Source organism: uncultured Roseobacter sp., from assembly GCF_947491795.1.
In the GTDB taxonomy this organism is placed as follows: domain Bacteria; phylum Pseudomonadota; class Alphaproteobacteria; order Rhodobacterales; family Rhodobacteraceae; genus Roseobacter.
Map to the genome: position 1 here is coordinate 500,384 of NZ_CANLKW010000002.1, position 23,840 is coordinate 524,223.

Genomic DNA, 23,840 nt, shown 5'->3' on the forward strand with positions numbered 1-23,840 from the left:
TTCCGGTGCAGACAGACAGTCAGACGACCCATGACGCGGATGAGGATATCCGCAACCGCGACATTCAGATTTATGTGAACGGCGATCTGGTGCACCGGAATGATGCAAAGGTTTCTGTCTATGACAGCGGTTTTCTGCTGGGAGACGGTATGTGGGAGGGCATGCGCCTCTACAACGGTAAATGGGCCTTTTTTGATGAGCACATGGACCGGTTCTTTGCGTCGTGCAAAACAGTGTCGCTTGACGTCGGCATGGACCGTGCCGGCATTCTGGAGGCACTGACGCGCACCGCTGAAGCCAATGAGATGCATACGGATGTGCATTGCCGTCTGATGCTGACCCGCGGGGTCAAGGTGAAACCCTTTCAGCACCCCTCGCTCAGCCGCACGGGCCCGACCCTTGTGATTATCATGGAACATTCCAGACCCGTGGACGGCCTGCAGTCAAAGGGCATCCGGCTTGCGACGGTGCCGCAGGTGCGCGGGCTGCCAATGTCGCAGGACCCGAAGCTGAACAGTCATTCCAAACTAAACTGTGTCATCGCTTGTCTGCAAGCCGAGGAAGCCGGTGCGGACGAAGGCCTGATGCTGGACCCGCATGGGTTTGTGAACACGACCAACGCGTGCAACTTCTTTATCGTGCGCGGCGGAGAGGTTTGGACCTCGTCGGGGGATTACTGCATGAAAGGGGTCACCCGGCAAAAAGTGATCGACCTGTGCCGTGCAAACGATATCCCGGTTTTTGAAAAAAACTATTCCCTTTACGAGGCTTACGGCGCAAACGAGGCGTTTCTCACAGGCACTTTCGGGGCACAGACACCGGTCGCCTCAATCGATGGAAAGCCCATCGGAGACGGGCAGCGCCCGGTAACTGCGCGGATCCGGGCGCTTTACAAAGACCTGGTGGCTGCCACCACGGCGTGACGGCTGTTACGTCCCTGTTTCAGTGAACCATGATCCGTTCGCTTTCGCGCAGCATCCGCACGTTGCCCTGGTTGCGCGGGGGGTTCACCACACGGGCAGCAGAGGAATTGCGCCCGGCGCCTTCTGGCAGGATGATGTGCAGCGCGTTGTCTTCCCGTCTGATTCCAATGCCTGCCCGTTTTGCCACCTGATACAGGTTCACAAAAACGGATGACCGGGACCAGCTGGTGCGCTTTTCGATCTCATCAACGGTTACACCGTGGATCAGAGCGCCGATCAGCCAGGCGGCAGTGGTGCCTTCGGCGGGTGGATTCAATTCGCTCGCGTGACGGCGGGGTTTCACCAGTACCCTGTCTGCCTTGCGGTAGCTGAGAGCTTCGAGACGGCGGTTGCGTGCAAGTTCTGCGTTCATCGTTACTTCCTGACCTGGTTAATCAAAGGGTTTTGCCGGTACGGATGCTGCGCCCTGGGACCTGTTTTCCAGCGCTTGGGCACTTTTTTCTGTTTCTGAAGCGTGCGGAACGTCATCGGCAATGACGGGCGCGCGGGTCGTATAGACGACGTGTTCGGGCTGCCTGAGCAGCGCCATGGACGGGGCCGCACAGTCCGTGGCAGGCCCCGAGGACGCTGCCAAACCTGAGAAAAGCCCGGACGATAAGCCGGGGTTACAAGGAGAGATGAGCCCTTTGCCGGTTTCAGACGTGCTGGAAAAGCCACGGCTGACCACGTTGCCACTGAACGCAGCGCATCCGGCCATAAGAATGGCCACCGCGCAAACGCATGACAGGATGGTTCCGGTTCTGAGGTTCATTCAACAAACTCCTGCGTGTGCCCCACCCAGGTTTGTCAGCCGGACCTCGTCGTCAAAAATCTGACTCCGGCTGGCCACTGTTATGCCACATTTTCGTCCCATTTCAAATTTTACTGAAATTCGGAACGTCTTTGGAAACAGTGCGCGCGATACCGACGGAATTGACCATGTGAATATGGTAAAGATTCTTCCCGCATATGTTGAATGTCTGGATGATGTACTGAAAAGATGAAATAAATCAGAACTTTGGAAAGTTCTTGGGACATCAAACCGAATGCACCTGTTCGGGCGGGCCAACCTGCCACGAATCGTATGTCAGAGGGGGTTGCGCACAGAGAATCCCGGGAGTGTCCGTCTGTTTGCCTGCTCAAAATGTGACGAAAAGATGTCGTGCGACGGTCGTGGTCCGGCGTGGTCACACAGTTCTTTGCGATGAAATAGCAACACTCAGCGCCCTTACTCAGGGCACGATGCGTATCTGAATTTTTTGGGGGACTTGGTGCCCAGGAGAGGACTCGAACCTCCACGTCCATACAGACACTAGCACCTGAAGCTAGCGCGTCTACCATTCCGCCACCTGGGCAGGTGTCGTGAGACCGGCGTTTAAGGGGTTGCCCCGAGGGTGTCAAACGGATTCTTCAGCATTTCTCGGCCATGCGTCATGGCCCTGCCGCGTCAGCCGTCCGGGGACCCGCGCGGATTTGCGCCTTGTCTCAGGAGCGGTGCAAATGTACATCCGTGGGTGTGCACGACAGAAAGAGGCAAGCGATGTCAAAACTGGTCACAATCTACGGCGGTTCCGGGTTCGTCGGGCGGTACATCGCGCGCCGGATGGCAAAAGCGGGATGGCGCGTGCGGGTCGCGGTTCGCCGTCCGAATGAAGCGATTTTTGTCAAACCCTACGGCGTCGTGGGCCAGGTCGAGCCGGTCCTGTGCAATATCCGCAATGATGCGTCTGTGGCGCAGGTCATGCAGGGTGCCGATGCGGTTGTGAACTGCGTCGGTATTCTGGGCGAAACCGGCAAGAACAGCTTTGAGGCGGTTCAGGCAGAAGGTGCTGCCCGTATTGCCCGCATTGCTGCCGAACAGGGCATCGCCTCGATGGTCCATGTCTCGGCAATCGGTGCAGATGCGGGATCAGACAGCGAATACGCCAGTTCCAAAGCGGCGGGTGAAGCGGGCGTTACCGGGCATATGCCGGATGCGGTGATCCTGCGCCCTTCGATCATTTTCGGACCGGAGGATCAGTTTTTTAACCGCTTTGCCTCCATGACCCGGCTTGGGCCTGTTCTGCCGGTTGTCGGTGCGGACACAAGGTTCCAGCCTGTCTATGTGGATGATGTTGCAAAGGCTGCCGAACTGGCGCTGACCGGCAAGATCGCTGCGGGTGTCTATGAGCTGGGCGGGCCTGATGCGGCGACGTTCCGGGGTCTGATGGAGCGGATGCTGGCCACGATCCACCGTCGCCGCCTGATTGTGAATGTGCCGTTTTTTGCCGCGCGGATCATGGCGTTCGGGTTTGATCTTTTGCAGACGCTTTCGGGCGGACTGTTCACAAACAGCATGATCACGCGGGATCAGGTGCGCAACCTGGCGCGGGATAATGTGGTGTCTGAGGATGCCCGTGGATTTGCGGAACTGGGCATTGAGCCCGTGTCCATGACCTCTGTGCTGCCGGAATATCTGTGGAGGTTCCGCCCGTCGGGTCAGTATGACGCGATCAAACAGTCGGCGAAAAACCTGCGGACCTAGGCGTAGGCCCAGACCAGCAGAACAATCCCCAGAAACACCCTGTAGACGACATAGGGCGTGAAGCTGACGGTTTTCAGCAGACGCATCATCAGGGCAAGTGCGCCGAGAGCGGCGACGAAAGCAAAGGCAGCGGCCAGAGCGGCATCGCGCGCCAGAGCCCGGTCGGCCTGGCCAATGACATCAAGGCTGAGCAGCGCACCAGAGGCGATGATTGTGGGCACAGACATCAGCATGGCAATACGTGCGGCCCCTTCGCGGTCATAGCCCAGGCGGCGCGCGGCGGTGATCGTGATACCAGAGCGGGACGTGCCCGGGATCAGCGCCAGAACCTGTGCAAGGCCCATCAGGGCGGCATCCCGGATGGACCAGCTGGCGGCTTTTTTGTCGGTGCTGCCGGTTTTGTCTGCCCACCAGAGCACCAGCCCGAAACCCAGCATTGTCCAGCCGATGACAGTAACCGACCGCATCGCCTCGTCCAGGCCGGTCACTTTGATGATGAAACCCACGATGATCACCGGCACCGTAGATATCCCAAGGCAGAGCGCCAGAAAGGCGCCCTGGGTGTCGACCCTGCCGCGTATCAGGCGCAGCGTTCCGGACAGGGCCAGACGCACATCGGGCCAGAAATAGATGACCACCGCAAAGAGCGTGCCCACGTGAACAGCCACATCAATTGCGAGACCCTGATCGGGGCTGCCCGTCAGTGCAGGCAGCAGTGCCAGATGGCCCGATGAGCTGACGGGCAGGAATTCTGTCAGGCCCTGGATGACAGCGACGAGGATGAGATGAAACAGTGTCACGTGCAAAGCCCTGACAGGAGATGGTTTCAGAGTGGTATAAGGGCAGGGAATCAAATGAAAAGTGGCAAAATAAAACCGAAACGGACCTAATTTCATGCAGATTTTTGCCCGTGACTTGATTTTACTTGAAAAATTCCTGTTTATAGGTCAGCAATACTGACTTTATTTATCCTGAACTATCCCGTAAGCGGTATGGACTGAAGTTTGCGGAGGAGCGGGACCATGGCAGAACAGCCGATGCTGAAATTCGTTACTGTAGAACGTGACATGCCAGAAAAGCGTGAAGCTGCCGCGCGCCGCGAGGATTTCCGCGAGATCTATGCCGAATATGCCGAGGCAAAGGCGCAGGAACAGTCCAGCCGCTGCTCGCAGTGCGGTGTGCCCTATTGCCAGAGCCACTGCCCGCTGCACAACAATATCCCCGACTGGCTGCGTCTGACTGCCGAGGGCCGCCTGCAGGAGGCCTATGAGGTCAGCCAGGCCACGAACACCTTCCCGGAAATCTGTGGCCGGATCTGCCCGCAGGACCGCCTGTGCGAGGGCAACTGCGTGATTGAGCAGTCGGGTCACGGCACGGTCACTATCGGTGCGGTCGAGAAATACATCACAGATACGGCCTGGGAAGAAGGCTGGGTGCTGCCCATCTCTCCCCGGCAGGAACGCGCGGAATCCGTGGGCATCATCGGGGCAGGCCCGGGTGGGCTGGCCGCGGCGGACGTGCTGCGCCGCGCCGGTGTGCAGGTCACGGTCTATGACCGCTATGACCGCGCGGGCGGTCTGCTGACCTATGGCATCCCCGGTTTCAAGCTGGAAAAAGACATCGTTGTGCGCCGCAACGAACAGCTCGCACAGGGCGGTGTGACCTTCCGGCTGAACATGAATGTGGGCGAGGACATCAGCTTTGCAGACATCCGCGCACAGCATGACGCGGTCATCATTGCCACGGGCGTCTATAAATCACGGGGGCTTGAGGCCCCGGGCGTGGGTGCTGCGGGCGTTGTGCGCGCGATTGATTTCCTCACGGCCTCCAACCGCAAAAGCTTTGGCGACACGGTGCCGGAATTTGAGTCCGGTGCGCTGAACGCAGAAGGCAAACGCGTTGTTGTCATCGGTGGTGGCGACACGGCGATGGACTGTGTGCGGACCTCTGTCCGGCAGGGGGCCACCTCAGTGAAATGCCTCTATCGCCGTGACCGCGCGAACATGCCCGGCTCGCAGCGCGAAGTGCAGAACGCCGAAGAAGAGGGCGTGATCTTTGAATGGCTGTCGGCCCCCAAAGGGTTCACCGGCGATCCGGTCACGGGCGTGATGGTGCAAAAGATGCGCCTGGGCGCACCGGATGCCACGGGCCGCCAGACACCAGAGGTGATCGAGGGCGCGGATTACATCGAAGAGGCGGATATCGTCATCATGGCGCTGGGCTTTGAGCCCGAGGCGCTGCCCACGCTCTGGGACCAGCCGGAACTGCCGGTCACGCGCTGGGGCACGATCAAGGCGGCCTTTACCACAGGTGCCACGGACCTGGACGGTGTCTATGCCGTGGGCGACATCGTACGGGGCGCCAGCCTGGTGGTCTGGGCCATCCGCGACGGGCGCGATTGTGCCGAAGCGATCCTGGAAAAGATGGGCGCAGGCAGCGCCATCGCCGCTGAATAAAACGCCATCGGTGCGGCATCGGTATCACGTCGGTAAAACGTCGGTATTACGTCGGTGCGCAGCGTACGGTGAGAAACTGTTAAGGACAGCAATGCTGACCTGAGAACGCGAGGGGGCCAAAATGGTTCAGACGCAAACCCTGAAAGGCCAGTGCCTGTGCGGCGCTGTCACGGTGACGGTTCAGTCCGAAAACCCGCGCCTGCAGGCCTGTCACTGTGACATGTGCCGCCGCCACACCAGCAGCGTTTTTATTTCGGTGGACACTGTGCCCGGCACGCTGGAGGTCGCGGGTCCGGCGCAGAGCTTTGCCTCGTCTGACTGGGCGGAGCGCGGATTTTGCGGCACCTGCGGATCGACCCTGTGGTACGGCACGGTGCATGACGGCATGCGCCACCCGGCGGCAGGGCTGTTTGACAATGCGGCGGGGGCAACGCTCAAGCTGGAATATTTCGCTGATCAGTGCCCGGGTGGCTACCGGTTTGAGGGCGCGCACCGCCGCCTGAGCACCGCAGAGACCATCGCGCTGTTTTCAGACGGGGAGGACGGTGCATGACCGACCGTCTGGAAGGGCAATGCCTGTGTGGTGCCGTGCGCATCACGGTCGAGGGGTTTCACGACCCGCGCCCGGGGGCCTGCCACTGCCGTATGTGCCAGCGCTGGTCCGGCGGGCTGTTTTTGTGTTTCGAGGCGGCGGCAGAGGGCGTGACCGTCACGGGTGAGGTTGCGCAATATACCTCCTCGGCCTTTTCGGAGCGCGCCTTTTGCCCCCGTTGCGGGTCGCATCTGTGGATGCGCAACACCGATGGCGACGCTGACAGCTACGAGCTGATGCCGGGGCTTTTTGATGCTGTTCTGAGCGCGCCGCTGCGCTCGGAAGTCTATGTCGACCAGGCGATGGCGTCGGTTCAGTTGTCGGGTGATCACCCGACCGCCACGCGCGCCGTCTATGAATCAAAGAACAAATCTGTGCAGGGAGATGCCACATGACCGTATATGATGAAGCCTGGGTCGCGCAGGAAGAGACAAAACGGGCCTTTATGGCAGAGCACGGCCTTTATTCCGAAGGTGAGGAGCATTCTTCCTGCGGGGTGGGTCTGGTGGTTTCCATCGACGGCAAAAAGAGCCGCAGCGTGGTCGAGAACGGCATCAAAGCGCTGAAGGCGATCTGGCACCGTGGCGCTGTGGATGCGGATGGCAAGACCGGCGACGGTGCGGGCATTCACGTGCAGATCCCGGTGGAATTCTTTTACGATCAGGTGCGCCGCACCGGTCACTCCCCGCGCGAGGACGAGCTGATCGCGGTGGGTCAGGTGTTTCTGCCGCGCACGGATTTCGGCGCGCAGGAAACCTGCCGGACCATCGTCGAGACCGAAGTGCTGCGCATGGGCTACTATATCTATGGCTGGCGGCACGTGCCCGTGGATATCTCCTGTCTGGGCGAAAAGGCCAATGCGACGCGGCCCGAGATCGAGCAGATCCTGATTTCCAACACCAAGGGCGTGGACGAAGACACCTTTGAGCGCGAGCTTTATGTGATCCGCCGCCGCATCGAAAAGGCGGCTTTGGCAGCCCAGGTGCCGACGCTCTATATTGCGTCGATGTCCTGCCGGTCGATCATCTACAAGGGGATGATGCTGGCCGAACAGGTCGCCGAGTTCTACCCTGATCTGATGGACGAACGGTTCGAGAGTGCCTTTGCGATTTATCACCAGCGCTATTCCACCAACACGTTCCCCCAGTGGTGGCTGGCGCAGCCGTTCCGGATGCTGGCCCATAACGGCGAGATCAACACGCTGCGCGGCAACCTGAACTGGATGAAGAGCCACGAGATCCGCATGGCGTCGGGTGCCTTTGGCGAGATGGCAGAGGACATCAAACCGATTGTCCCTGCGGGATCCTCCGACAGTGCGGCGCTGGATGCGGTGTTCGAGGTGCTGGTGCGCGCAGGGCGTAATGCGCCGATGGCCAAGACCATGCTGGTGCCGGAAAGCTGGTCGAAACAGGCCGTCGAACTGCCGCAGACCTGGCGGGACATGTATTCCTACTGCAACTCGGTGATGGAGCCCTGGGACGGTCCGGCGGCGCTGGCCATGACGGACGGGCGCTGGGTCTGCGCGGGGCTGGACCGCAACGGTCTGCGCCCGATGCGCTATGTGGTGACCAACGACAATATGCTGATCGCCGGGTCCGAGACCGGCATGGTGCCGCTGGACGAGGCCCGCGTGGTCGAAAAGGGCGCGCTGGGCCCGGGTCAGCTGCTGGCGGTGGATATGAAAGAGGGCGGTCTGTTCCACGACACGGCCATCAAGAACAGGCTTGCGGCCAGCCAGCCTTTTGGCGACTGGGTGGGCAAGATCAAGGACCTGGACAGCCAGCTGGGCGGGATCACCGAAAAGGCGATTTTTACCGGGGATGCGCTGCGCCGCCGTCAGGTTGCGGCGGGCTATTCCATCGAAGAGCTGGAGCAGATCCTGGCCCCCATGGCCGAAGACGCCAAGGAGGCGCTGGCCTCGATGGGCGATGACACGCCCTCGGCCGTTCTGTCGGGTAAATACCGCCCGCTGAGCCACTTCTTTCGCCAGAATTTCAGCCAGGTGACCAACCCGCCGATCGATTCCCTGCGTGAATTCCGCGTGATGAGCCTCAAGACCCGGTTCGGCAACCTGAAAAACGTGCTCGACGAGGACAGCAGCCAGACCGAGATTCTGACGCTGGACAGCCCCTTTGTCGGCAATGCCCAGTTCCAGGCGCTGACCGAGCATTTCAACGCAGACCTGGTGCAGATCGACTGCAGCTTTGAGCCGGGCACCGGAAACCTGAGCAAGGGTCTGGAGCGCATCCGCCGCGAGGCAGAGGATGCGGTGCGCTCAGGCGCGGGACATCTGGTGCTGACCGACCAGCAGAGCGGCGAGGGCCTGGTGGCCATGCCGATGATCCTGGCCACCAGCGCGGTGCACAGCCATCTGACGCGCAAGGGGCTGCGGACCTTTACCTCGCTCAACGTGCGGTCGGCGGAATGTGTGGACCCGCATTACTTTGCCGTGCTGATCGGTTGCGGGGCGACGACCGTCAACGCCTATCTGGCCGAGGACAGCCTGGCGGACCGCATCGAGCGCGGCCTGCTGGATGTGAACCTGACCACTGCTGTGGCGCGCTATCGCAATGCAATTGACCAGGGTCTGCTCAAGATCATGGCCAAGATGGGCATTTCGGTCATTTCCTCCTATCGGGGTGGTCTGAACTTTGAGGCCGTGGGCCTCTCCCGGGCGATGTGTGCGGAATATTTCCCCGGCATGACCAGCCGTATTTCCGGCATTGGCGTCAGCGGTATTCAGCGCAAGGCCGAGGAAGTACATGCCAAAGGCTGGGCCGAAGTATCCAGCGTGCTGCCCATCGGCGGGTTCTATAAAGCGCGCAAATCCGGCGAGACCCACGCCTGGGAAGCCACGTCGATGCATATGATGCAGATGGCCTGTAACCGCGCCTCTTACGAGATGTGGAAGCAGTATTCGGCCAAGATGCAGAGCAATCCGCCGATCCATCTGCGTGATCTGCTGGACATCAAACCCATGGGCAACCCGGTCCCGATTGAGGAAGTGGAAAGCATCACGTCCATACGGAAGCGTTTTGTCACGCCGGGCATGAGCCTGGGCGCGCTGAGCCCTGAGGCCCACAAAACCCTGAACGTGGCCATGAACCGCATCGGCGCAAAATCGGACAGCGGCGAGGGCGGCGAGGACCCGGCACATTTTGTCCCGGAAGCAAACGGCGACAACCCGTCGGCCAAGATCAAACAGGTTGCCTCGGGCCGCTTTGGCGTCACGGCGGAATACCTCAACCAGTGCGAAGAGCTGGAGATCAAAGTGGCCCAGGGGGCGAAACCCGGTGAGGGCGGCCAGCTGCCTGGCATGAAGGTCACCGACCTGATCGCCCGGCTGCGCCATTCGACCAAGGGGGTGACGCTGATCTCGCCGCCGCCGCACCACGATATCTATTCCATCGAGGACCTGGCGCAGCTGATCTATGACCTCAAGCAGATCAACCCGCGCTGTAAGGTGACGGTGAAACTCGTGGCCTCCTCCGGTGTTGGCACGATTGCGGCAGGTGTGGCCAAGGCCAAGGCGGATATCATCCTGATTTCCGGCCACAACGGCGGCACGGGTGCATCGCCCGCCACATCGATCAAATACGCGGGCCTGCCCTGGGAAATGGGGCTGACCGAAGCGCACCAGGTTCTGTCGATGAACAACCTGCGTGAACGGGTCACCCTGCGTACGGACGGTGGTCTGCGTACAGGCCGGGACATTGTCATGGCCGCGATGCTGGGGGCCGAGGAATACGGTATCGGCACTGCCGCCCTGATCGCGATGGGCTGTATCATGGTGCGCCAGTGCCAGTCGAACACCTGCCCGGTTGGGGTCTGTACCCAGGACGAATCCTTACGCGAAAAGTTCACCGGCAATGCGGACAAGGTCGTAAACCTGATCACCTTTTACGCCACCGAAGTCCGCGAAATTCTGGCCGGGATCGGGGCGCGCAGCCTGGATGACGTGATCGGGCGTGCGGATCTGCTGACCCAGGTCAGCCGGGGATCGGCGCATCTGGATGATCTGGATCTCAATCCGCTGCTGATCACCGTCGATGGCGCGGCAGACATTGTGTATAACCGCGACAAGGACCGCAACGCAGTGCCCGATACGCTGGACAGCCAGATTGTGCGCGACGGCAGACGGTTCCTGGAAGAGGGCGAAAAGATGCAGCTCAGCTATGCGGTGCAGAACACGCACCGGACGGTGGGCACGCGCACGTCGAGCCATATCGTCAAACGGTTCGGCATGCGCAACACGCTGCAGCCGGATCACCTGACGGTGAAGCTGTCGGGCTCTGCCGGTCAGTCGCTGGGGGCCTTTGCCGCCCCGGGTCTGAAACTGGAAGTGTCCGGTGACGCCAACGACTATGTGGGCAAGGGCCTGTCGGGGGGCATGATCGTTGTGCGCCCGCCGATGGCATCGCCCATTGTGGCTGCCGAAAACACCATCATCGGCAATACGGTGCTTTATGGGGCGACGGACGGGTATCTTTTTGCCGCCGGTCGCGCGGGCGAACGTTTTGCCGTGCGGAATTCGGGCGCAAAGGTCGTGATCGAAGGCTGTGGCTCCAACGGGTGTGAATATATGACCGGCGGTGTCGCGGTGATCCTGGGCGATATCGGTGCCAATTTCGGCGCGGGGATGACCGGTGGCATGGCCTATCTTTATGATCCCGAAGGCAAGGCACCGCTGCTGATGAACATGGAAACGCTGGTGACCTGTCCCGTGACGGTCGATCACTGGCTGAGCGAGCTGGAAGAGCTGCTGGAGATGCATCTGGAGGAAACCGGCAGCCGTCGTGTGGCCGATATTCTGCAGCACTGGGACAGCGAAAAGCACCATTTCCTGCAGATCTGTCCGAAAGAGATGCTGGAGCATCTGCCCGCTCCGCTGGGCATTGAGAAAACGGCTGTGCCCGCCGAGTAACAGCGCGGTTCACAAGCTGCCATGGCCCGCCTATACCCGGGCCATGGCAAAACGTAAGACGACGCGTTCACGCAAAAAGAAACAGGTATCGGCGCCGCAGCTTTTTCTGCGCACGCTGCGCCGTTGGGTCCTGCGCGGGGTTCTGGCCCTTGTGGTGCTGGTTCTGGCGGGCGTCGGCCTTGGGGTGGTGATCAACCCCTGGAGCACGCCTTATATGTTTGCAGAAAGCCGCCGGCTGGGTGGTGTGGAATACGACTGGGTGCCGGTTGATGCGGTCGCCCCGGTGATGGCCCGGGCCGTTGTCGCGGCAGAGGATGCGAATTTCTGCCTGCACTGGGGGTTCGACGTCGCGGCGATCCGCACTGCGATCGAGGAGGGCGGCACCCGGGGTGCCTCGACCATCAGCCAGCAGACCGTGAAGAACGTCTACCTGTGGCATGGCCGCAATTACACCCGCAAGGCGCTGGAGGCGCTGATGACGCCGCTGCTGGAACTGATGTGGTCCAAGCGGCGGATCATCGAGGTTTATCTGAACGTGGCAGAGTTCGACACGGGCGTTTTTGGCGTGAAAGCTGCTGCACAGCATTATTTTGGCGTGAGCCCGGCGCAGTTGACGGATCTGCAGGCCGCACGGCTGGCAGCCATCCTGCCCGACCCCAAGGGGCGTTCGGCGTCGCGCCCGTCGGATTTTGTGCGTAAACGCACCCGCGCCATCCTGTCCGGGGCGGCGACAATTGGCAAAGACGGGCGTTCAGACTGTTTCGAGAGTTGAAACCAGGCGATCAACCGGGCATTGAGGAGGGAACTTCTGAACTCCGGGATATCCGCATGGCGCGACTGTTTCACGTCCCCCTTTCTCCGTTCTGCCGCAAGGTCCGGCTCAGCCTTGCCGAGAAAAAGATCGAGGTGGAGCTGGTTGAGGAAAAATACTGGGAGCAGGATGCGGATTTCATGCGCCGCAATCCTGCCGGTAAAGTGCCCGTGCTGCGCATCGACGGCATCATGATGGCCGAAAGCGCTGCGATCTGTGAGTACGTCGAAGAGACGCGTCCTGATCCTGCCCTGATGCCCAAAGACCCTGTTGCGCGGCAGGAAGTACGCCGTCTGGTGGGCTGGTTTGACGACAAGTTCCACCATGAGGTCACGTCAAAGCTGCTCTATGAGCGGGTCAATAAAAAGGTCATGGGGCAGGGGTACCCTGACAGCGGCAACGTCAAGGCGGGTGCCAGAGCGATCAAGTATCACCTCGACTATATGACCTGGCTGCTGGACCACCGCCGCTGGCTGGCGGGTGATGTGATGACCCTGGCGGATTTCGCGGCGGCGGCCCATATGAGTGCGCTGGATTATATCTCGGATGTGGACTGGAACCGCTCGGAGGTGGTGCGGGACTGGTACGCCAAGATCAAGTCCCGCCCCGCGTTCCGATCCATTCTTGCAGACCAGGTGCCCGGGTTTCCGCCACCGCGTCACTATAATGATCTGGATTTCTGAGATCATCGCGCCGGGGGCTGCCTGCCCCCGGACCCCCGGGGATACTTACGGCCAGACGATGCCATGTCCGGGTTGAAAGAACGGATCCTGGCGCAGGCGGTGGCCGAAGGGTTTACCTCTGCCGGTGTCTGCCAGCCTGACGCTGTGCCGCAGGTACCTGAACGGCTGGCTGCTTTTCTGGAGGCGGGGTATCATGGTCAGATGTCCTGGATGGCCGAGCGCGTGCACTGGCGGGGCAGTCCCGCGGTGCTCTGGCCTGATGCGCGAAGCGTTGTGATGCTTGCAGAGAGTTACACGCCGGAACATGACCCGCTGGCGGTGCTCGATATGCCCGATCGGGGGGCGGTTTCCGTCTATGCCCAGGGGCGTGATTATCACGACGTTGTCAAAAAGAGGCTGAAACGTCTGGCGCGCTGGATGGTTGCGGAAACCGGCTGTGAGGTTAAGGTTTTTGTGGATACGGCCCCTGTTCCGGAAAAGGCGCTGGCAGCGGCAGCGGGTCTGGGGTGGCAGGGCAAACACACCAACCTTGTCAGCCGTGACTGGGGCAACTGGGCGTTTCTGGGCGCTGTTTTCACGACGCTGGAGCTGGTGCCGGACCCTGCGGAAGAAGATCACTGCGGGAGCTGTCGTGCCTGTCTGGACATCTGTCCGACGGATGCTTTTCCTGCGCCTTACAGGCTGGATGCGCGGCGGTGCATTTCCTATCTGACCATCGAGCACAAAGGGCCGGTGCCTGAGGATCTGCGCGCGGCCATGGGCAACCGTATTTACGGCTGTGACGATTGTCTGGCGGTCTGTCCCTGGAACAAATTTGCGGTTGCCGCCCGTGACATGCGTCTGCTGGGAGATGGCGGGTTGCGCGCGCCGGAACTGTCAGACCTGGCGGCTCTGTCGGATGCGGCGTTCCGGCAGCGGTTTTCCGGCTCGGCGGTCAAGCGCATTGGCCGGGACAGGTTTGTGCGCAATGTTCTGTATGCCATTGGAAATTCGGGCGAGAAAGCCCTGTTGCCTGCAGCGCAGGGTCTTTGTGATGATCCCGATCGGGCGGTCGCGGATGCGGCGCGCTGGGCGGTGACGCAATTGAACGACGGCTGACGTGTTCTGACGGGAAAACGGGTCGCGGGACGTTAAAGCTTCGCCGGAAACAGGAGTAACGATATGGCGGTTTTGCTCGGGGTTGATACCGGTGGCACCTATACCGATGCGGTTCTGATCGGAGAGGATCAGAGTGTGCTGGCCTCGGCCAAGGCACTGACAACCCGCGGGGATCTGGCCATCGGAGTTGGTGGCGCCGTGCGTGAGGTTCTTGCGGCAGCCAGCGTTGCGCCGGGTGACATTGCGATGGCGTCGCTGTCGACGACATTGGCCACGAACGCATTGGTTGAAGGCCAGGGCGGACGCGCGGCCCTGGTGTTTATCGGTTTTGCCAAACAGGATCTGGACGCCCATGGTCTGCGGGACGCGCTGCGGGGCGATCCGGTGCTGATCTGTGCAGGGGGTCACGATCACGCCGGATCTGAAACCGTGGCGCTGGATGAGGATGCACTTGGGGCGTTTGTGAAGGCGCAGGGCCCGCATGTCAGCGGGTTTGCCGTGGCGTCCCGGTTTGCGACCCGCAATCCGGCGCATGAGCAGCGTGCTGTGGCTCTGATCCGGGAGCGGACCGGGCGGCCTGTTTCAGCGTCGCACCAGCTGTCTGCAAAGCTGAACGGGCCGAAACGGGCGCTGACGGCCTTGCTGAACGCGCGGCTCATCGGGATGATCGAGGGGCTGATCGGGCGGGCGGAAACAGTGCTGTCCGAGATTGGCATCACCGCGCCGATGATGGTCGTGCGGGGGGACGGGGCGCTGATCTCGGCCGCCCAGGCCCGGGAAAAACCGATTGAGACCATTCTGAGCGGTCCGGCGGCATCGATTGTAGGCGCGCGCTGGCTGACCGGCGCGACGGATGCGATGGTCAGCGACATTGGCGGGACGACCACCGATATCGCATTGTTGCGGCAGGGCCAGCCCGCCATTGATCCGGCGGGGGCCCGGGTCGGCAGCTACCGCACGATGGTCGAGGCTGTGGCCATGCGCACCACTGGCCTTGGCGGCGACAGTGAGATTACGCTGCAGAGCGAGGGGTTGCAGGGGGGTGTCTTTTTGGGGCCGCGGCGCGTTTTGCCGGTCTCGCTGGCGGCCCGGATCGCGCCGGAGGTTGTGCATTCCAGCCTGGACCAGCAGCTGCGCAGCGCGGTGCCCGGAGAGTTTGATGCCCGGTTTATTCGCGCGGTCGAAGGCCAGAACACCGAAGGGCTGGGCAGCCGCGAGACGGATTTGCTGGAGCGGATCGGGCCGGAGATTCAACCGCTGGGGTCGGTGATCCGGATGCGCATTGAGCATGAGGTGCTGCGGCGGCTGGTGGGGCGCGGGCTGGTGCAGCTGGCCGGGCCAACGCCGTCGGATGCGAGCCATGTGGTGGGGGGGCTGGACGCCTGGGACGGGTCTGCGGCGGAAAAGGCGATGCAGCTGCTGGCACGGCGGCGGGCCGGTTCGGGCTCTGTTTTTGCGGCATCCGCGCAGGACATGGCGCAGATGGTCATCGGGCAGCTGACCGCACAGACGGGTATTGCGCTGTTGGAGGCGGGTTTTGCAGAAGAGGGCGGTGCGCTGGCGGCAGAGCCGGAAGCCATGGCGCGGCATGTTCTGATGCAGAAGGGGTTGCGGGGCCACCGGAATATGGTCCGGCTGGATACGGGGCTGAACCTGCCGGTTATTGGGCTGGGCGCGTCGGCGGCAGCATATTATCCGGCGGTGGGTACGTTGGTTGGAACCGAAATGGTGTTGCCCCGGCACGGTGACGTGGCCAATGCCATCGGCGCGGTCGTTGGGCGGATCAGGATGCGCGAGACCGGGACGGTGAGTGCGGCGGGCGAGGGGCTTTTCCGGGTGCATGATGCAGGCGGGCCACGCGATTTTACCGATCAGACCGCAGCGCTTGCCGCGCTGGAGGCCACCCTGAGCGCGCGCGCCGTTGAAAAGGCGCAGCGCGCCGGTGCCGCAGACACCCATACTCAGGTGTTTCAGGACGTGAAAACCGCGTCGGTCGAGGGCCGCAGCGTTTTTGTCGAGGCCACGGTCACCGTGGAGGCGACCGGCCGGCCTGGCGTGGCGTCACCGGCGGCCCGTCAGGAGGCGAGCCGCGTCGGGGGCTGAGCCCTGTCTGCGCTGTCATCGCCAGTCTGGAACGATGACGTCAGTTGCCCCAGCGAAGAGACCTCGCCGACCAGCAGCTGCGTGGCGGCATTTGTTTCCTCGAACATGGCCGCGTTTTTCTGGGTCACACTGTCCAGGTCGCTGATGGCGGTTGTGATCTCTGACAGACCGCCGGACTGTTCGGCAGCGGCAGAGGCCATATTGCCGACCATATCCGAGACTTCGGCCACGTATTTTTCGATTTCGGACAGCGCTTCGCCGGTTTTGGACACCAGATCGACGCCCTGGCTGACCTGACCGGACGAGGTAGAAATCAACCCGGCAATCTGCGTTGCGGCCTCGGACGAGCGCTGTGCCAGGGCTCTGACCTCAGAGGCGACAACCGCGAAACCGCGCCCTGCTTCGCCCGCGCGTGCGGCCTCGACCCCGGCGTTGAGCGCCAGCAGATTTGTCTGGAACGCGATATCATCGATAACCGAGGTGATGCTTGAGATTTCCGAGGAGCTTTCGGAAATTGCATCCATCGCAGAGCGTGCCTCCGCCATGATGCTTGTGCCGCTGCCGGCGCGGGTTTTCGCCTTCTGGACCACAGAGGCGGTGTTCTGCGCAGTGTCAGAGGTAGATTTGACAGAAGCCGACATCTGGGCGATTGCGGCCGCAGTTTCCTCCAGCGCGGCCGCCTGACTTTCGGTGCGTTTGCTCAGGCTGTCGGACGCATTGGACATTTCGGTCACGCCGGTTCCGATTTCCTCGGTGGCGGCCACAACGCTGCTGACGAGCTGCCTCAGGCGCTGTTGAGTGGTGTTGAAGTCCAGACGCAGCTGTTCATATTCCGGCGCCAGTGGCTCGTCGAGTGTGACGCTCAGGTTACCTGCGGCCAGTTCTTCCAGCCCCTTGCGCAGCTCTGCCACCGCGTGAATGCGCGGGGTGATATCAGAGGCGAACTTCACGACCTTGACCGGTTCGCCCATTGGTCCGAACACCGGGTTATAGGTTGCATCAATCCAGACGTCAGAGCCGTCCTTGTGTTTGCGCCGGTATTGTCCGGTGTGAAAATTGCCTGAGCGCAAAACTTCCCAGTGTTTTTTGTACTCGGGATCGTCGGCCTCTCCATCGGGCATAAAGATGCTGTGGTGTTTGCCGACAATCTCTTCGGCGGTATAGCCCATGGCATTGAGAAAGAGATCATTGGCGCCGCGGATAACACCATCCATGGTGAATTCGATAACTGCCTGCACGCGCGCAATGGCTTTGACCTGATCAGAGGCCTCTTCGCGCTCGGTGACGTCGGTCGCAATTTTCAGAACACCTGTTTGCACGCCGTTTACATCCAGAACCGGGGAATAGACAGCTTGCAGCCACATCGGCCGGTTATCCCGGCCGAACCGCTTGAATACGCCCGACTTCAACTTGCCTGACAGGACATTCTGCCAGTATTCCTCGTGTTTTTCTGTTCCGGAAAAATCCTCGTGCAGGAACATTTTCTGCGTTTTGCCCACCACCTCTTCGCGGGAGTATCCGGTCATTTCGAGGAAACGATCATTTGCTTCCAGAATATTGCCTTCTGTATCAAAGAGGATCTTGGACTGCTCGCGCGAGATGGCATCGTACTGGCTGCGGTAGTGGCGCGCAGCGCATTCGCGCTCTGTTACGTCGCGGCAGATTTTGACCATGCAGCTGCCGTTATGATCCTTTTCGCGCAGCGGCAGATATGTCGCCGAGATCCAGAGCGATTTGCCCGAGCCCGTTTTCCGCGCCAGAATACTCGTCGCAGAGGTGCCGCGCTGCAACGCGTCCTCAAAGGCTGTGTCGTCCTGCGCTTCGGGTTTGGAGAGGTCGACCAGCTGATCGTGACTGATCCCGATCACATCCTCGATTTTGTATTCCATAATTTCGCAAAATTTTTCATTTGCCCGCGTGATGTTGCCGTCACGGTCAAACCAGACCAAGCCGTGATTGGTACTGAGCGCATCCAGAATGGCATCTGCCACCGGTGCGGAAGTGTCTTCATGGGTATTCCTGCGTCCGAACAGTCTCATGAACATCTCCTGATGGTTTCAGGCTGTTTACCGGACAGGAACTTAAAATCTTCTTTATTACGGACCAGTTTCCCGGTCCGTAACAGGATCGTATCAGCCCACTTCTGCCGTGCGTTTCGGCAGCACCCAGTCGGCGCGGGGAAAGTGACAGGTGTAGCCGTTGGGGATGCGTTCCAGATAGTCCTGATGCTCGGGTTCTGCCTCCCAGAAAGGGCCTGCAGCCTCAACTTCGGTCACAACTTTGCCGGGCCAGAGGCCCGAGGCCTCTACATCCGCAACCGTCTCCAGCGCCACCTCCTTCTGGGTGTCATCGACATAGTAGATGGCCGAGCGATAGCTGAGCCCGATGTCGTTGCCCTGGCGGTTCAGTGTTGTGGGATCGTGGATCTGAAAAAACAGCGCCAGCAGATCGCGAAAGGACAGGATCGCGGGATCAAAGATGACCTCGATCCCTTCGGCGTGGGTGCCGTGATTGCGGTAGGTGGCATTGGGCACGTCACCGCCGGTATAGCCCACGCGGGTTGCAATGACGCCGGGGCGTTTGCGGATCAGATCCTGCATGCCCCAGAAACAACCGCCCGCCAGTACTGCGCGTTCATGGCTCATGCCACATCCTCCACCTGATCAATGTAATCGCCGTAGCCTTCGGCAACCATGTCGTCGCGGTGCACAAACCGCAGGCTGGCCGAGTTGATGCAATAGCGCAGACCGCCCCTGTCGCGCGGACCATCGGGGAAGACATGCCCAAGATGGCTGTCGCCGTGGGTGGAGCGGACCTCTGTGCGTACCATGCCGAGCGTTGTGTCGCTCAGCTCCTGCACATGGGCAGGCTCGATCGGTTTGGTAAAGCTGGGCCAGCCGCAGCCGCTTTCATATTTGTCCGCAGAGGCAAACAGCGGCTCGCCGGAGACGATGTCCACATAGATGCCAGGCTCTTTGTTTTTCAGAAGTTTGCCGGTGCCGGGACGCTCGGTCCCGTTCTGCTGGGTCACGCGGAACTCTTCCACAGACAGCTTTCGGATGGCCTCTTCGGTTTTTTCATAACTGGGCATGAGATGCTCCTTTTCCTTTGATCTGAAAGATAAGGTCGCGCGCGCCGATGAAAAGAGGAAACTCTGCGACCTCTGATCACGTGTCTGCGTGTGAACCCGCCCTATATAGTGTTCCAACCCCGGAGGAGAGACCTGTGAAAACCCCTGGTATTGCCCTTGCCGCGCTGTTGTCTGCCGGATCCGCCTGTGCAGGGATCGGCACACATACCTTTGCCTCTATCGATGGGGGCACGCTGGACACCGCCGACTGGGCCGGACAGCCGGTGCTGGTGGTGAACACCGCCTCGCAATGCGGCTATACCGGCCAGTATGACGGTTTGCAGGCCCTTTATGATCGGTTCCGCGAGGAGGGTCTGGTGGTGATTGCAGTGCCGTCCGATGATTTCAGCCAGGAGCTGGACAGCGCCGAAGAGGTCAAAGAATTCTGCGAGCTGAATTTCGCCATTGATCTGCCGATGGCTGATATCACCCGCGTGCGGGGCCGCCAGGCGCATCCGTTTTACCGCGAGGTCCGCGAGGAGACCGGCTTTGTGCCGCGCTGGAATTTCAACAAGGTGCTGATCGGCCCTGATGGTGCGGTTGCGGGCACCTGGGGCGCGCCCGTCAGGCCACAGTCGCGCGAAATCACCGGTGCGATTGAGGCTTTGCTGGACGGCTCCTGACTGTCAGACTGCCGTCACACAGGAGAGCGTGATGACAGCAGACGACCCCGATCTGGAAACCGCCTATGCGCTGGAGACGCCCGGCGACAACCTGGCGCTGTATGCGCGGTGGGCGGAAACCTATGACCAGAGCTTTGCGAGAGCGATGGAGTTCCTGATGCCCGGGCATGTGGCGCGCCTGTTCAGCGCGCAGGGAGGGCAGGGACCGGTGCTGGATGCCGGCGCGGGCACAGGGCTGGTGGCCGAAGCCATGCAGGCAGGCGGCGCGATTGAGATGGACGCGCTGGATCTGTCACAGGAGATGCTGGCGGTGGCCGCCTCCAAAAAGCTTTACCGGAACCATATCGTTGCCGATCTGACGCAAAAGCTGCCGCTGCCCGATGGCGAATACAACGGGGTCGTCAGTTCGGGCACATTTACCCACGGCCATGTGGGCCCCGAAGCGCTGGACGAGTTGATGCGGGTGGCGGCCCCGGGCGCGCTCTTTGTGCTGACGGTGAAAACGGAGCATTTCGAGGCGCGGGGGTTTGCCGCAAAGTTCAAGAGTTTTGGAGACCGGATTGCCGGGTTTTCCACCGTCAGCCTGCCGATTTACGGGCCCGGTGCAGAGGGGGCGCATAAGGACGATGAGGGGTTGCTCGTGGTGTTCCGCAAAACGTAACCTTCAGCCGTCGTCGCGCCACATCAGCGGGGCGCTGCCCCCTTCGAGGCCGGGGCTGATGCCATAGGCCGCCCGGTAGCTTTTTGAAAAATGCGACAGCGAGCGGAACCCGCAGGCCACACAGACATCCGTCACGGAAAAGTCCGTCTGGCGCAGCAGATCGCGCGCTTTTTCCAGCCGCAGCCGCAGGTAATAGCGTTTGGGAGAATTGCCCACGTAGCGGGCAAAGAGACGCTCCAGCTGGCGGGTGGAGAGCCCGACGAGTGTTGATATCTCCTCGGGCGTCATCGGGTCTTCGATGTTGTTTTCCATGATCTGCAGGGCCAGCGCCAGTTTGGCGTTGCGCACGCGGGTGCGGGGCTGGAGCGCCATCCGCTGGGCGTGATCCGGCAGCCGCGGATCGGTATAGACCATCTGATCAGCCACCCAGGTCGCCAGATCAGAGCCGTGATCCCGGCGGATCCGGTCGAGCATCATGTCCATCGAGGCCGCACCGCCCGCACTGGTAAACACACGCCCGTCTACCGAAAAGATGCTGTCTTCCATGATGACATCGGGAAGAACCTCGGTGAGGGCAGAGCGGTACTCCCAGTGGGTTGTCACCCGTTTACCCGCCACCAGTCCGGCCAGCGCCAGAACATAGGTGCCCGAAGACAGCGCGCCGAAATCCATGCCGCGCCGGACCTCGCGCCGCAGCCAGCTGAGCATCTTTTTTGTGGTGTGCCGGCCCACGTCCTCGCCTGCGCATACAACGATGGTCTCGTCGCGGTTCAGTTCTGTCAGAGCGCCATCGACCCCCACAGACACCCCGTTATAGGCCAGCACCGGCGCACCCGTTTCCGACAGAACGCGCCAGCTGTAGAATGGACCGCCGGACGGATATCTGTTCGCCAGACTGAGTGCTTCGAGTGCACAGGAAAAGCCAAGCTGCGAAAACCCGGGGATCAGCAGGAAGGCATAGGGTCTGACTGGGGGCGCGTCTGTCATCGGGCCGGATCCGGAACTGGTTCGTGACAGGTTAGCGCCTTTGCCCGCTGCTCAAAACCGCGTTTACGACACCCGCTGTCGCGAAATCTGCACGGCCAGAATGCCCAGAGCAATGATTACTACCCCCAGCACGTCCCGCCCGCCCAGCGGTTCAGACAGCAGAACGGCGGCAATGGCGACCCCGAAAAACGGGTTGAGAAAGTGGAAAGTGGCCGCGCGGGTCGCCCCGATGCGGTTCACCAGCCAGAACCAGACGAAGGTCGCTGCAAGGCCGGGCACCAGCGTGGTGTAGGCAAAGGCCGCAGCCAGCAGCCAGCTGGGATTGAGCCGCGGTGTCTCGAAGAGCAGGGTGGCCAGCCCGCAGGCGAGACAGCCAACCAGCATCTGCAGCCCCACGATCATCAGAAAGTTGCCCCCCGATGTCGCGCCGCGCACCGACAGGGTGGCAATGGTCAGGGCAACGACGGCGATCCCGCACAGCACAAGCCCGGTGATATCAACCCCGCCGTCGATCCGTGCGCCCATGATCAGGCTGACGCCCGCCACACCGGCAACAAGCCCTGCAATGCCCAGCAGGCGCAGGCGTTCGCCCAGAAACATCCAGCCCGCCAGCGCCACCAGCAGCGGCATGGTCGAGGCAATAATGGCGGCGACAGAGGCCTGGATCGTCTGCATCGCCACGAAATTCAGGCCCAGATAGACTGCGTTCTGGAGGATGCCGAATACGATGGTCGCCCGCCACTGCGCGCGCGTCAGCCGCCAGGACTGTCCCAGTGCCAGCGCGCTTCCCACGCCCAGCAGACCCGAAATGGCATAGCGCAGGGTCAGCGCCGCCATCGGCGAGGCATCAGCCACAATGATCCGCGCCGAGGTGAAGGCCGAGGACCACATAACAGCAAAGGCCAGCCCCATGAGAATTGCGCGGATGTCCATATGCCTGTTGTCTTGCCCTGCGGTTGTCTGCCGCGACCATCGGGGAAATCGCGCAGGGCTGCAAGGTGCGCTGGCTGCTTGACATCGGTGCCGGACGGGCGTTCATCCGGGAACAAGACGGAGAAACCCATGATCCCAGCTGATGTTCTGTTTGTATTTATTGCGGCCTCGACGGCTCTGGCCCTGGCGCCGGGGCCGGACAATATATTTGTGCTGACACAGGCGGCCCTGGGCGGCCGCTTTGCGGGGCTGATGGTCACCCTGGGGCTGGTCACCGGGGTTCTGGTTCATACGGTTCTTGTTGCGCTTGGGGTTGCGGTGATTTTCCAGACCTCGCAGGCAGCGTTTACGCTGCTCAAACTTGCCGGTGCGGGGTATCTTCTGTGGCTGGCATGGAAGTCCCTGCGGGCAGGTGCCGCGGATTTACAGGACGGCTCACCGGCACAGTTGCCGGCGGGGCGGCTTTACGCCCGTGGGGTGATCATGAACCTGACCAATCCCAAGGTGGCAATTTTTTTCCTCGCCTTTCTTCCGCAGTTTGCAGACCCCGGGCGCGGCCCGGTCACGGCGCAGATCTTTGTCTTTGGCGCGGTCTTTGGCCTCTGCGCACTGGTCATCTTTGGGGCGGTGGCCTGGACGGCGGGCTTTCTGGGCGGATGGCTGCGGTCCAGCCCGCGTGCGCAGATTGTGCTGAACAGGGTGGCGGGCGCGGTGTTTGCGGGCCTGGCACTGCGTCTGCTGATGGCGGAGCGGTAGGTCGCGCGGACCTGTTGTATGGCTGTTCCCGTCCCTGAAAGTGTGACTGCGGATTGAGCGCGCATCGGATTACCGCGCGCTGGCCCGGGACCTGAGAAATGCACCCGGTGGCCCGGACCCACAAAAAAGGGCCGCCCGCGGGCGACCCTTTGGAACCTGTAAGGCGCGAGCCTCAGCCGTTCACGCTGTCTTTCAGCGCTTTGGCAATGGTCATCTTGACCACCTTGTCGGCTTCTTTCTTGAACTGCTCACCTGTGGCAGGGTTGCGGACCATACGCTCGGGGCGTTCGCGGCAGTAGATTTTGCCAACGCCGGGCAGGGTCACGGCACCGCCGCCGGACACTTCACGGGTGATCAGGTTGCAGACAGAATCAAGTGCTGCGCCTGCGGATTTCTTGTCTGTGCCCATTTCCTCGGCCAGTGCGGCGACGAGTTGGGTTTTCGTCATTGGTTTCGTAGCCATTTTGTTTTTCTCCTTCGCTGCCCGAACAGTTGGGCCTCATGCGGGAAACCTAGCCGCATGTTGTGTGCGAACACAACGATTAGTAGAGAAAATTAACGAAAAACATCATGATTTTCGCCGTTTTCCGGGGAAAT

Annotated in this window: 22 protein-coding genes and 1 tRNA gene; 13 read left to right on the plus strand and 10 right to left on the minus strand. The window is 61.3% G+C overall.

Going from position 1 to position 23,840, the window contains the following annotated elements:
• Positions 1–5: 5 nt before the first annotated feature.
• Positions 6–923: an aminotransferase class IV gene (locus tag Q1A34_RS09255; RefSeq protein WP_300033280.1), complete on the plus strand. Its 918-nt coding sequence runs from the start codon at positions 6–8 to the stop codon at positions 921–923.
• Between the two features lie 19 nt (positions 924–942).
• Here Q1A34_RS09255 and Q1A34_RS09260 read toward each other — a convergent pair whose 3' ends face one another.
• The 3 genes from Q1A34_RS09260 to Q1A34_RS09270 form a co-directional block, all read right to left on the minus strand.
• Positions 943–1,335, minus strand: a complete 393-nt coding sequence (locus Q1A34_RS09260) for a hypothetical protein (RefSeq protein WP_300033281.1) — start codon at positions 1,333–1,335, stop codon at positions 943–945.
• Between the two features lie 18 nt (positions 1,336–1,353).
• Positions 1,354–1,734, minus strand: a complete 381-nt coding sequence (locus tag Q1A34_RS09265; RefSeq protein WP_300033283.1) for a hypothetical protein — start codon at positions 1,732–1,734, stop codon at positions 1,354–1,356.
• 497 nt (positions 1,735–2,231) lie between these two features.
• A tRNA-Leu gene (locus Q1A34_RS09270) sits at positions 2,232–2,317 on the minus strand.
• 185 nt (positions 2,318–2,502) lie between these two features.
• Between Q1A34_RS09270 and Q1A34_RS09275 the strand changes: the two genes are divergently transcribed.
• Complete coding sequence (locus tag Q1A34_RS09275; protein ID WP_300033285.1) at positions 2,503–3,486, plus strand: complex I NDUFA9 subunit family protein; 984 nt, start codon at positions 2,503–2,505, stop codon at positions 3,484–3,486.
• Here Q1A34_RS09275 and Q1A34_RS09280 read toward each other — a convergent pair.
• Complete coding sequence (locus Q1A34_RS09280) at positions 3,483–4,286, minus strand: undecaprenyl-diphosphate phosphatase (RefSeq protein WP_300033286.1); 804 nt, start codon at positions 4,284–4,286, stop codon at positions 3,483–3,485. The two genes, Q1A34_RS09275 and Q1A34_RS09280, sit on opposite strands and share 4 nt — an antisense overlap.
• 222 nt (positions 4,287–4,508) lie before the next feature.
• Between Q1A34_RS09280 and Q1A34_RS09285 the strand changes: the two genes are divergently transcribed.
• From Q1A34_RS09285 to Q1A34_RS09320, 8 genes are all read left to right on the plus strand, one after another.
• Positions 4,509–5,942 carry an NAD(P)-dependent oxidoreductase gene (locus Q1A34_RS09285; protein ID WP_300033288.1) on the plus strand — a complete coding sequence of 478 codons (1,434 nt, stop codon included), beginning with the start codon at positions 4,509–4,511 and terminating at the stop codon, positions 5,940–5,942.
• Between the two features lie 121 nt (positions 5,943–6,063).
• Positions 6,064–6,495 (plus strand): GFA family protein, encoded by a 432-nt coding sequence (locus tag Q1A34_RS09290; RefSeq protein WP_300033290.1) that lies wholly within the window; start codon positions 6,064–6,066, stop codon positions 6,493–6,495.
• Positions 6,492–6,929, plus strand: coding sequence for a GFA family protein (locus tag Q1A34_RS09295; RefSeq protein ID WP_300033291.1), 438 nt, complete (start codon positions 6,492–6,494; stop codon positions 6,927–6,929). The genes Q1A34_RS09290 and Q1A34_RS09295 overlap by 4 nt, the downstream gene beginning before the upstream one ends.
• Entirely contained in the window at positions 6,926–11,458 is a 4,533-nt protein-coding gene (gltB, locus tag Q1A34_RS09300; protein WP_300033292.1) for a glutamate synthase large subunit, read from the plus strand. The genes Q1A34_RS09295 and gltB overlap by 4 nt, the downstream gene beginning before the upstream one ends.
• A gap of 43 nt (positions 11,459–11,501) precedes the next feature.
• Positions 11,502–12,230: a monofunctional biosynthetic peptidoglycan transglycosylase gene (gene mtgA, locus Q1A34_RS09305; RefSeq protein ID WP_300033293.1), complete on the plus strand. Its 729-nt coding sequence runs from the start codon at positions 11,502–11,504 to the stop codon at positions 12,228–12,230.
• Positions 12,231–12,286: 56 nt separating this feature from the next.
• The gene (locus tag Q1A34_RS09310) at positions 12,287–12,952 is read left to right on the plus strand and encodes a glutathione S-transferase family protein (protein WP_300033295.1); all 666 of its coding nucleotides are present in this window, start codon (positions 12,287–12,289) and stop codon (positions 12,950–12,952) included.
• A gap of 63 nt (positions 12,953–13,015) precedes the next feature.
• The gene (queG, locus tag Q1A34_RS09315) at positions 13,016–14,050 is read left to right on the plus strand and encodes a tRNA epoxyqueuosine(34) reductase QueG (protein WP_300033296.1); all 1,035 of its coding nucleotides are present in this window, start codon (positions 13,016–13,018) and stop codon (positions 14,048–14,050) included.
• Between the two features lie 63 nt (positions 14,051–14,113).
• Positions 14,114–16,153 (plus strand): hydantoinase/oxoprolinase family protein, encoded by a 2,040-nt coding sequence (locus tag Q1A34_RS09320; RefSeq protein ID WP_300033297.1) that lies wholly within the window; start codon positions 14,114–14,116, stop codon positions 16,151–16,153.
• Here Q1A34_RS09320 and Q1A34_RS09325 read toward each other — a convergent pair.
• The 3 genes from Q1A34_RS09325 to msrB form a co-directional block, all read right to left on the minus strand.
• A complete protein-coding gene (locus Q1A34_RS09325) occupies positions 16,126–18,192 on the minus strand; it encodes a PAS domain S-box protein (protein WP_300033298.1) in 2,067 nt (688 codons plus the stop codon). The genes Q1A34_RS09320 and Q1A34_RS09325 overlap by 28 nt on opposite strands.
• A gap of 93 nt (positions 18,193–18,285) precedes the next feature.
• Positions 18,286–18,798 (minus strand): peptide-methionine (S)-S-oxide reductase MsrA, encoded by a 513-nt coding sequence (gene msrA / locus Q1A34_RS09330; RefSeq protein WP_300033300.1) that lies wholly within the window; start codon positions 18,796–18,798, stop codon positions 18,286–18,288.
• On the minus strand, positions 18,795–19,244 hold the full coding sequence (msrB, locus tag Q1A34_RS09335; RefSeq protein WP_300033302.1) for a peptide-methionine (R)-S-oxide reductase MsrB: 450 nt from the start codon (positions 19,242–19,244) through the stop codon (positions 18,795–18,797). The genes msrA and msrB overlap by 4 nt, the downstream gene beginning before the upstream one ends.
• 134 nt (positions 19,245–19,378) lie before the next feature.
• Here msrB and Q1A34_RS09340 point away from each other — a divergent pair, with 134 nt between their 5' ends.
• Both Q1A34_RS09340 and Q1A34_RS09345 read left to right on the plus strand, forming a co-directional pair.
• The gene (locus tag Q1A34_RS09340) at positions 19,379–19,906 is read left to right on the plus strand and encodes a glutathione peroxidase (protein ID WP_300033304.1); all 528 of its coding nucleotides are present in this window, start codon (positions 19,379–19,381) and stop codon (positions 19,904–19,906) included.
• A gap of 31 nt (positions 19,907–19,937) precedes the next feature.
• Positions 19,938–20,567 carry a class I SAM-dependent methyltransferase gene (locus Q1A34_RS09345; protein ID WP_300033305.1) on the plus strand — a complete coding sequence of 210 codons (630 nt, stop codon included), beginning with the start codon at positions 19,938–19,940 and terminating at the stop codon, positions 20,565–20,567.
• 3 nt (positions 20,568–20,570) lie between these two features.
• Here the strand turns inward: Q1A34_RS09345 and Q1A34_RS09350 are convergent, their stop codons facing one another.
• Both Q1A34_RS09350 and Q1A34_RS09355 read right to left on the minus strand, forming a co-directional pair.
• Positions 20,571–21,554: a GlxA family transcriptional regulator gene (locus tag Q1A34_RS09350; protein WP_300033307.1), complete on the minus strand. Its 984-nt coding sequence runs from the start codon at positions 21,552–21,554 to the stop codon at positions 20,571–20,573.
• Between the two features lie 63 nt (positions 21,555–21,617).
• Entirely contained in the window at positions 21,618–22,487 is an 870-nt protein-coding gene (locus Q1A34_RS09355) for a DMT family transporter (protein WP_300033309.1), read from the minus strand.
• A gap of 129 nt (positions 22,488–22,616) precedes the next feature.
• Between Q1A34_RS09355 and Q1A34_RS09360 the strand changes: the two genes are divergently transcribed.
• The gene (locus Q1A34_RS09360; protein ID WP_300033311.1) at positions 22,617–23,243 is read left to right on the plus strand and encodes a LysE family translocator; all 627 of its coding nucleotides are present in this window, start codon (positions 22,617–22,619) and stop codon (positions 23,241–23,243) included.
• A 172-nt stretch (positions 23,244–23,415) separates the two neighbouring features.
• Here the strand turns inward: Q1A34_RS09360 and Q1A34_RS09365 are convergent, their stop codons facing one another.
• Positions 23,416–23,706 (minus strand): HU family DNA-binding protein, encoded by a 291-nt coding sequence (locus tag Q1A34_RS09365; protein ID WP_300033313.1) that lies wholly within the window; start codon positions 23,704–23,706, stop codon positions 23,416–23,418.
• Between the last annotated feature and the right edge of the window lie 134 nt (positions 23,707–23,840).